At 77.2% G+C, this 10445-nt stretch carries 2 protein-coding genes; both read right to left on the bottom strand.

Annotated features, from left to right (window positions below):
* Positions 1 to 8969: non-ribosomal peptide synthetase (locus tag AAHZ94_RS19820; protein ID WP_349994311.1), on the bottom strand; the 8969-nt coding region annotated here is incomplete at its 3' end.
* A partial coding sequence (locus AAHZ94_RS19815) for a condensation domain-containing protein (RefSeq protein WP_349994310.1) occupies positions 8966 to 10445 on the bottom strand: 1480 nt, incomplete at its 5' end. The genes AAHZ94_RS19820 and AAHZ94_RS19815, both read right to left, overlap by 4 nt.

Genomic DNA, 10445 nt, shown 5'->3' with positions numbered 1-10445 from the left:
GGGGGGGGGGGGGGGGGGCGCCCCCCCCGGCGCGGGCCGGGGCGGCCCGGGGGGGGGGGGGGGGGGGGCCAGGGGGCCCGCCCCCCCCCCGGGGGGCCCGGGGCCCGCCCCCGCCCCGCGGCGGGCGCCAGCAGCGCGGGCCGGGCGAGGTCGGCGAGCGCCGTCCGCCAGGCGGCGAGCGCGGCCGGCCGGTCCTGGCCCGCGAGCCAGCGCAGATGGTCGGCGTACGGGCGGCGGGCCGGCAGCGGCTGCCCCGCGTACGCGCCGAACAGGTCGGTCAGCAGCAGCGGCGTGGACCAGCCGTCCATCAGCAGGTGGTGGCTGGTGAGCAGCAGGCGGTGCCGGTCATCGGCGAGCCTGACCAGCGTGCAGCGCAGCAGTGGCGGCCGGGCCAGGTCGAAGCGCTCGGTGCGGTCGGCCGCGGTGAGCGCTTCGAGCGCCGGGTGCGGGGCCGGCTCGGCCCGTAGGTCGATCTCCCGCCAGGGCAGCGGCGCGGCCCCGGTGACGTACTGCACCAGGTTGCCGTCGGCCAGTTGCCCGAAGCCGGCGCGCAGGCTGGGCTGCCGGTCCACGACGGTCTGCGCGGCGCGGTGCAGCCGGGCGGCGTCCAGGGCGCCGGTCAACTCCAGTTCGAGTTGGACGAGGTAGACGTCGAGCGCGTCCGGGTCGGACAGGGCGTGGTAGGCGAGGCCCTGTTGCAGCGGGGAGAGCGGCAGTACGTCGGTCAGCGTGGGGTGCTGCCGCTCCAACTCTTCGACCTGTGCCTGGTCGAGGGTGACCAGCGGGAAGTCGGACGGGGTGTGCCCGCCCCGTGCGGCGCCGGTGCCGCCGGTGCCGCTGGTGACATCGGTGGCGCCGGTGCCGCCGGCCAGTTCGCGCAGCGTCGTGGTGAAGCGGTCGGCGATCCGGCGCACCCGCTCGGCCGCGAGCAGCCCCGGCGGATAGGTCCAGCGGATGGTGAGGCTCGGCCCGTGCGGCCCGTCGATGGCCGAGGCGTGCACGTCAAGGACGTGATCGGCGGGGAGCGTGGGGTCGGTGGGGTTGGTGATGGCGTCCGATTCGGGGGCCGGGGTCCAGCTCCCGGCGACCGGGTCTTCGCTGTTGGCGCCGTCGAAGCGGCCCAGGTAGTTGAAGGCGATCTGGGCGCCGCTGGGCGCCTGGGCGTACAGCAGCCCGTAGCCGGTGCCCTGGCGTGGCACGGCGCGCAGTTGCTCCTTGACCCGCTTGACCGCGGCGGCGGCACCGGCCGCACCGGGGGTGATACGGACCGGGTACTGGGTGGTGAACCAGCCGACGGTACGCGAGAGTTCGGCGCCCGGCACCAGGTCCTCGTGGCGGCCGTGCGACTCCAGGTCGAGCAGGACTGAGCCGGCGCCCGACGCACCGGCCGGCCCGCCGGGTCCGCGGCCCGGGGCGCGTTCGGCGGTGACGGCCAGCGCCAGCGCGGCGAGCAGCACGTCCTCCGGGCTGGCGTGGAAGGCCGCGGGCACCTCGCCGAGCAGCGGCCCCGCGAGGTCGGGCCCGATGACGGTACGGACCGTACGGGTCTCGGCGGCGAGGTCGGCCACCGGGTCCAACGGCCGCTCCCCCAGCGGAGGTTCGTCGCCGGCCAGGGTCTGTGCCCAGTGTTCCCGCTCGTCCTCGTGCCGGGCCGCGCCCGCCCACAGTTCCCTGGCCCAGTGGCCGAAGGAGGTGCCGGGCGGCGCCAGCCGCCGGCCGGCCGCGGCACCCGCGCCCCGGTCCCCGCCGTGGCCCGCGGGCTCCCCGTCGAGCAGGGCGGCGAGGTCGGCGAGGAGGATGCGCCAGGAGACGCCGTCCACGACCAGGTGGTGGACGGTCAGCAGCAGCCGGCCCACCTCACCCGGCCCGGCGTCGAACCACACCGCCGACATCAGGCGCCCCGCCTCCGGCCGGAGCCCGTCGACGGCGGCGGCCGAGTGCTCGGCGACCAGCGCCCGCAGCCGCTCGGGACCGGCGTCGGCCGCGTCCACGACGGTCAGCCGGTACGGGGCGGACACCGCGTCGCTGGAGACCGAGCCGGGGGCCGGCGCGGAAGCCGCGGAGGGGGCCTGGCCCGTGGCGGGTCGGTCGGCGGTCAGGGCCGGCCGGCCGTCGGCGTCGCGGACCACCCGGGCCCGGAGCATGCCGTGCGTGGCCACCAGCGTCTCCAGCGCGGCGGCGAGCCCCTGCTCGGTGAGCGTGCCCGGCACCCGGACCAGTACGGCCTGGTGGAAGGTGCGCCAGGCGGCCGGCCTGCCGGCGAGCCACTGCATGATCGGCGTGAGCGGCACGGCGCCCCGCTCGACCGCGCCCACGGCCGTGGCCCGGGCCGGGTCGGCGAGCGGGGTGACGACGGCGGCCAGCGCCAGCGGGGTGCGGTGTTCGAAGATCTGCCGGGCGGTCAGCGCCAGCCCGGCCGCCCTGGTCCGGCTGACGAGTTGGATGGAGGAGATGCTGTCGCCGCCGATGGCGAAGAAGCTGTCCGCACCACCGACCCGCGGCCGGCCCAGCACCTCCCCGAACAGACCGGCGAGGGTCGCCGCGACCCCGTCGAGCGGCAGGTCGTCCGCGCCGGCGGCGTCGGCCGGCGCGGGCAGCGCGGAGCGGTCCACCTTGCCGTTGGGGCTGAGCGGGAAGGCGTCCAGGTGCACCACGGCGGCGGGCACCAGGTAGTCCGGCAGGGTACGGGCGAGCGCGGCCCGTACGGCCGCCGCGTCCAGCGGGCCGCCGACGCCGTCGGGGCGGGAGCCGGCACCTGAACCGGCAGCGGCGCCGGCCTGAGCGCCGGACGCGGCATCGGCAGCGGCATCGGGGGCGACACCGGCTCGCGCACCGGACACAACACCAGCAGCGGCACCCGGCTCGGCACCAGCACCAACCTCGCCACCAGCCTGGCCACCGGCCTCCCCGTCAACCACCAAGTACCCCACGAGCAACGGCTGTCCCGGCCGGTCCTCGCGGAGCAGGGCGACGGCCTGGCGGACGCCGGGCAGCGCGCCGAGCGCCGCTTCCACCTCGCCGAGTTCGATCCGGAAGCCGCGCAGTTTGACCTGGTCGTCGGCGCGGCCGAGGTAGACCAGCGAACCGTCGGCGCCCCAGCGGGCCAGGTCGCCGGTGCGGTACATGCGGGTGCCGGGCGGGCCGTACGGGTCGGCCACGAAGCGGGTCGCGGTCAGCCCGCTGCGGGCGTGGTAGCCGCGGGCGAGCCCGCTGCCGGCGACGTACAACTCCCCCGGGGTGCCGGGCGGCACCGGCTGGAGGGCGGCGTCCAGCACGTAGCAGGCGGTCTCGGTGACGGGGCGGCCGACCGGCACCTGACCGCTGCCGAGGGCGTCGGCCGCGCACCGCCACAGGGTCGCGTCGACGGTGGTCTCGGTCGGCCCGTACGAGTTGAACATCGAGGTGCGCGGGGCCCAGGCGCGGACCAGTTCGGGCGCACACGCCTCGCCGGCGACGATGAGCGTGGTGCCGGGGGTGAGCGCGCCGGCGGGCAGCGCGGCGAGTACGGCGGGCGGCACCGTCAGATGGGTGATGCCGCGTTCGGCGATGAAGTGGCCGAGCGGTTCCCCGAGCCGTCGGTCGGCCGGCACGATCTCCAGGCAGCCGCCGGACAGCAGCGCCATGACGATCTCCCACACCGAGGTGTCGAAGCTGAGCGAGGCGAATTGCAGCACCCGGGAGCCGGGCCCGGCGGCGAAGCCGGCGATCACGGTGTCGGCGAGCGCGGGCAGCCCGGCGTGCGAGAGGACCACGCCCTTGGGCCGGCCGGTGGAGCCCGAGGTGTAGATGACGTACGCGGCCGAGTCCGGCCGCAGCGCGCGCCAGGCCCCCGGGTCGGTGTCGGGCCCGCCCTGCGCGGGCGCCGGGTGCAGGGCCGGCAGGGTCAGCGTGGGCAGTCCGGTGGGCACGGGCAGGTCGTGGCCCGGCGCGGTGAGGGCGAGGACGGGGGCGGCGTCGGCGAGCGTGAACCGGACCCGTTCGGCCGGGTAGTCGGGGTCGACGGGCAGATAGACGGCGCCGGCCTTGGCCACGGCGAGGAAGGCGGCGACGGCGTCGACGGTGCGCGGCAGGGCGACGGCGACCCGGTCCTCGGGGCGGACGCCGTGCGCGATCAGGGTGTGCGCGAGCCGGTTGGCTACCGCGTCCAACTCCCGGTAGCTGAGCTCGTCATGGGCTCCGGTGTGCGCGGAGGGACCGGCGATGGCCGGGGCGTCGCCGGCCGCCGCGACCCGGGCGGCGAACAGGCCGGGCAGGGTGCGCGGCCCGCCGGGTGCCAGCGCCGAGCCCCGGGCCCCGGAACCTTCCGGGGCCGGTGTGCCGGCGGCCGGGCCGGAGGCGGTGCCGGTCAAGGCCGCGCGTTCGGCGGCCGGATCGGTGGCGGTGCCAGTCAGCGCAGCGCGTTCGGCGGCCGAGAGCACGTCGAGCCGGTGCAGCGGCGCGTCGGGCTGCGCGGCGGCTGCGGTCAGCAGGCGCACCAGCCGGTCGGCGAGCGCCGTCGCCGAGGTCCGGTCGAAGAGGTCGGTGGCGTATTCGAGCACCCCGTCGATGCCGTCGGTGCCGGCCCGTTCGGCAAGGGTGAAGGTGAGGTCGAACTTGGCGGCGTCGCCGAGCGCGGGCACCGCCGTGGTCTGCACGCCGGCGAGCCCGACCTCGGCGGCGGCCCGGTTCTCGTACGCCAGCATCACCTGGAACAGGGGGTGTCTGGCCAGCGAGCGGTGCGGGCTGACCACGTCCACCAGGTGCTCGAAGGGCACGTCGGCGTGGGCGTAGGCGGCCAGGTCGACGCCGCGCACCCGGTCGATGAGGGTGCGGAAGCTGGGGTCGCCCGAGGTGTCGGTGCGCAGCACCAGGTTGTTGACGAAGAAGCCGACGAGGTCGTCGACGGCGGCGTCGGAGCGGCCGGCGACGGGCGTGCCGATCACCACGTCGGTGCCGGCGCCGACCTTGCTGAGCAGGGCGGCGAGCCCGGCGTGCGCGGCCATGAACAGCGACCCCGAGCAGGCGCTCGCCACCTCGCGCAACGCACGGTGGGTCGCGGCGGGGAGGTGGAAGGGCACGAAGCCGCCCCGGTAGCTGGGCCGTGCGGGGCGCGGCCGGTCCGTGGGCAGTGCCGTTTCGTCGGGCAGACCTGCGAGTTGGCCGCGCCAGTAGTCGACCTGGGTCTGGAGCGGGCCGCCGGGCAGCGGCCCGTCATCGCCCCAGCCGAGGACCTCGCGCTGCCACAGCGTGTAGTCGGCGTACTGCACCGGCAGCGGCTCCCAGTCGGGCGCCCGTCCCGCGCGGCGGGCCTCGTACGCGGTGGCCAAGTCGCCCAGGAGCGGGCCGGCGGACCACTGGTCGGCGGCGATGTGGTGCACCACCAGGGCGATGACGTGCTGGTCGGGCCCGCTGGCGAGCAGCGCGGCGCGCAGCGGGGCCTGCTGCTCCAGGTCGATGGCGGCCCCGGTGAGCGCGGTGAGCTCGCGCTCCCAGCGGCCGGCGGTGACCTGGTGCACCGGCAGCACGTCGCCGAGTTCGGCGACCGGCAGCACCTGCTGGTAAGGGCGGCCGTCGACGGCCGGGAAGACGGTGCGCAGGCTCTCGTGCCGGTCCAGTACGTCGCCCAGCGCGGCGCGCAGCGCGGGTACGTCCAGCGGGCCGGTGAGCCGGGCGACGAAGGGAATGTTGTACGTGGCGCTCGGGCCGTGGAGCTGGTGCAGGAACCACAGTCGGCGCTGGGCGGGCGAGAGCGGCACCCGTTCGGGGCGCGGGCGCGGGGTGAGGGCGGCGCGGCGGGCGCTGCCGGGCTCGGCGCGGCGGGTCAGGCCGGCGACGGTGGGCGCCTCGAAGACGTCGCGCACCGACACTTCGGCGTCGAGTGCGGCCCGGACCCGGGAGGCGAGGCGGGTGGCGAGCAGCGAGTGGCCGCCGAGGGCGAAGAAGTCGTCGTCGACGCCGAGGTGGGCGAGGCCGAGCAGGTCGCGGAAGAGGCCGGCGACGATCTCTTCCGCGGGGGTGCGCGGCGGACGGGAGGCACCGTTGCCGGCGTGCTCGGGCTCGGGCAGGGCCCGCTGGTCGAGCTTGCCGTTGCCGGTCAGCGGCCACGCTTCGACGCGGACCACGGCGGCCGGTACCAGGTGGCCGGGGAGCCGCTCGGCGAGCCGGGCGCGCAGCCGCGCCGGATCGAGGTGGCCAGTGGCCGGGCGGACGTAGCCGATGAGGCGGGTGGCGCCGTCGGGGCCCGGGCGGGCCAGTACGACGGCGTCGGCGACGTCGGGTTCGGCGGCCAGCGCGGCCCGCGCCTCGCCGGGCTCCACCCGGAAGCCGCGGATCTGTACCTGGTCGTCGGCGCGGCCCAGGTAGTCGAGTTCGCCGTCCTCGGTCCAGCGGGCCAGGTCGCCGCTGCGGTACATGCGGGCACCGGGCGCGCCGAACGGATCGGCCACGAAGCGGGTCGCGGTCAGCCCCTGCCGCCCCAGGTAGCCGCGGGCGAGCCCGGGCCCGGTGACGTACAGCTCGCCCGTCGCACCGGGCGGCACCGGCCGCAGTGCGGTGTCCAGGAGGTAGAGCCCGAGGTCGTCGATGGGCCGGCCGACGGGGCTGTGGACCCGGTCGGTGGGATCGGTGTGGTCGGGGCCCAGGACCAGTTGGGTGACGTGCACCGTGGTCTCGGTGATGCCGTACATGTTGACCAGTTCGGGCGCCTGGTGGTCGTAGTGGGCGAGCCAGGGCGCGAGCCGTTGCGGGTCGAGTGCCTCGCCGCCGAAGACGACGGTGCGCACCGCCAGCGGGTCGGCGCCGTCGGCGCGTGCGGTGTTCTCGGCCTCGGCGAGTTGGTAGAAGGCCGACGGGGTCTGGTTGAGCACGGTGACCTGTTCGGCGGCGAGCAGGGCGCGGAATTCGTCGGGGGCGCGGCTGACGGCCTGGTCCACGATGACCAGGCGCCCGCCGTGCAGCAGGGCACCGAAGAGTTCCCACACCGAGAAGTCGAAGGCGTAGGAGTGGAAGAGGGTCCACACGTCGGCGGGGCCGAAGGCGAACAGTTCCTCGGTGGCGTCGAAGAGCCGCAGCACGTTGCCGTGCGGGACCACCACGCCCTTGGGCGCCCCGGTGGAGCCCGAGGTGTAGATGACGTACGCGGTGTGGTCGGCGGTGATGCGCGGGGGCGGCGGGGCGGCGGGGCCTGCCGGGTCGGCGAGTTGGGCCAGCCGGGCGGTGGTGGCTGGCGCGTCCAGGGCGATGCGCGGGAGGTCGGCGGGGGCGCCGGCGGCGTCGGTGAGGGTGTCGCCGGTGGTGAGGAGGGCGACGGGGGCGGCGTCGGCGAGGACCGTCGCGGCGCGGTCCGCCGGCCCGTCGGCCGCCAGCGGCAGGTAGCCGGCGCCAGTCTTGAGGACGGCGAGGACGGCGGCGACCTGGTCGGTGCCGGGCGGCAGGGCAATGGCCACCAACTGGCCGGTCCCCGCGCCGTGTTCGCGCAGCAGCCGGGCCAGGTGGTCCGAGCGCCGGTCCAGTTCCCGGTAGCTGAGCCGGTCCGGGCCGTGGGTGAGGGCGGTGGCGTCCGGGTCGCGGCACACGGCGGCGGCGAAGCGGGCGGTGAGGGTGTCATCACGCGCGGGCGGCTCGGTGGTGAGCGGGGCGCCGTCGTCCAGGACCCGGCGGCGCTCGTGCGGGGCAAGCAGCTCGACCGCGCCCACCGGCTGGCTGGCGTCGTCGGCACAGGCGGTCAGGACCCGTACGTAGGCCGCGCCGATGGCCCGGGCCGTCTCGGTGGTGAGCTGGTCGGGGCGGTAGCGCAGGGCCAGGTGCGGGGTGGGGCCCGGGTGGACGACGACGGTGACCGGGTAGTGGGTGGCGTCGTCGCCGCGTACGGAGGCGACCTGGAGGCCGCCCGCGGCCTGGGCGGTGGCCAGGCCGTTGGAGTCCACCGCGAAGTTCTCCACGACCAGCAGCGTGTCGAAGAGTTCGCCGATGCCGACGGCCTGCTGGACGCGGGCGAGGCCGATGTGCTGGTGGTCAAGGAGTGTGGCCTGGGCGCGCTGGAGCGCGTGCGCCACCTCGACCAGCGGGCGCGCCGGCGGGGCGTGCACGGCGACCGGCAGGGTGTTGATGAACAGGCCGATCATGGTGTCGGCGCCGTCGAGTTCGGCGGGCCGGCCCGACACGGTGGTGCCGAAGACGACGTCGGCGCGGCCGGTGTGTCGGGCCAGGGTCGCTCCCCAGGCCGCCTGGTAGAGCGAACCGCTGGTCAGGCCCTGGGCGGTGGCCAGCGCGGCGAGTCGGGCGCCGACGCCTTCGGGCAGGGTCAGGTCGAGTTGGGTGGGTAGTTCAGGCACGCCGGTGAAGCGGCCCGGCACCAACAGCGTCGGCTCGGCCAGGCCGGCCAGGGCGGCGCGCCAGGCGGTCTCGGCCGCGTCCCCGTCCTGGCCGGCGAGGTGGGCGAGGAAGTCGCGGTACGGGCGGACGGGGGGCAGGGCGGCAGCGGAGCCGCCGGCCGCGTAGCAGGCGAACAGTTCCTTGCCCAGCAGCGGCACCGACCAGCCGTCGATGAGGATGTGGTGGGCACAGAGCAGCAGGTGCCAGGCGTCGGCGGCGAGCTTGACGAGCGTCATCCGCAGCAGCGGCGGCTCGGTCAGGTCGAAGCGGCGGGCCCGGTCGGCTGCGGTCAGCCGGGCCAGTTCGCGCTCCTGGTCGTCCGGTGCCCGCCCCGACAGGTCGTACTCCTCCCAGGGCAGTTCGCACCGGTGCGGGATGACCTGCACGGCGCGGTCCAGACCCTCGTGGAGGAAGGCGGCGCGCAGGTTGGCGTGCCGGGCCAGGAGTTGCCCGCCGGCGGCGCGCAGGGCGCCCGCGTCGACGGCGCCGCGCAGGTCGAAGGCGAGTTGCAGGGTGTACACGTCGAGCGCCTGCGCGTCGAACGCGGAGTGGAAGAGCAGGCCCTCTTGCAGCGGGGACAGCGGAAGGATGTCGTCCAGGCCGTCGTGCTCACTCACCGGTTCCTCCATCGTGCTTGGAGCAGGGCGCTCTGTTCGGGGCTGAGCGGGGACAGCGAGGGGGTGGGGCCGCGCGCGGGGGCGGGGGGGGGCGGGCCCCCCCGGGGGGGGGGGGCGGGGGGGGGGGGGGGGGGGGGGGGGGGGGGGGGGGCGGCGGGCGCGGCCGCGCCGGCGGGGGGGGGGGGCGGCGCGCCGGGGGGGGGGGGGGGGGGCGGGCCGGCGCGGCCCGCGGGGGCGGTGTCCTGGCCGGTGCCTGAGCCGGCGTCCGGGCCGGTGCCTGGGTCGGTGTCCGGGCCGGTGCCTCGACCGGTATCCGGGCCGGTTGCTACGGCGGTGCCGTGGGCGATGCGGGTCAGTTCGGCCAGCCAGCGTTCGCCGAGGTCGGCCACCTCGTCGCCGGTCAGCGAACCCGGCGCCCAGGTCAGCCTGGTGTGCAGGGCGGGGCCTTCCGGGGTGTCCCGGGTGACCGCGTTGAGCTCCAGCGGGTGGGCCATGGGCAGCGCGGCGTCGATGGCACCGCCGAGCACGCCGGCCTCCGGCGCCGCCGCCCAGGCCCGTTCGTCGCCGGCCTGGGTGAACCGGCCCAGGTAGTTGAAGGAGATCCGGGGCGCCGGATGGTCGGCGAGTGCGGCGCCGCCCACGGGGTCGAGGTGGCGCAGCAGGCCGTAGCCGATGCCGCTGTCGGGCAGCGCGGCGAGCGCGTCGCTCACCTGCCGCACCGCATCGGCCGCCGGCCCGGTGACGGGGGCGGTGAGCCGTACCGGGTACAGGCTGGTGAACCAGCCGACGGTACGGGACAGGTCGGCCCCCGGGCAGATGTGCTCCTCCCGGCCGTGGCCCTCCACGTGCACCAGGAAGTCGGCCCTGGCCACCCCGCCCCAGCCGCCGACGGCCCGGGCGAGCGCGGTCAGCAGCAGGTCGCCGACGCCGGCGCGGTACCGCTCGGTCGCGGTCGTCAGCAGCGGTGCGGTGGCGGCGGGCGGCAGCACCACGACGCGGTGTTCGGCGGCGCCGACGGTGTCGGTGAGCTGTCCTGCCGCCCGGCCGCCGGGCAGCCCTTCGGGGGCGGCCAACACGGCCTGCCACCGCGGGATCTCGACCCGCCGGCGGGCGGCGACGGCCGGCAGGGCGGCGGCCCAGGCGGGGAAGGAGGTCGCCACCTGCGGCAGCGCGGGCGGCCGGCCTGCGGCCACCGCTTCCCAGGCCGTGCGCAGGTCGTCGGCGATGATCCGCCAGGACACGCCGTCCACGGCCAGGTGGTGGATGACCAAGAGCAGCCGGCCCGGATGCGCGGGCCCGGGGTCGAACCAGACCGCCTGGAGTTGTCGTCCGGCGGCCGGGTCGAGCGCGTCCGCCGCCGCCTCGGCCGCGGCCTCGATCGCGGCGTGGGGGGGCGGGCCCCGGCCCGCGCCCCGGGGCCCCCGCCCCCCCCCCCCCCCCCCCCGCCAGAGGAGGGGGGGGGGGCCCCGCCGGCCC

This window comes from Streptomyces sp. HSW2009, assembly GCF_040240285.1.
Lineage (GTDB): Bacteria > Actinomycetota > Actinomycetes > Streptomycetales > Streptomycetaceae > Streptomyces.
This window is presented reverse-complemented; position numbering and strand designations above follow the sequence as displayed.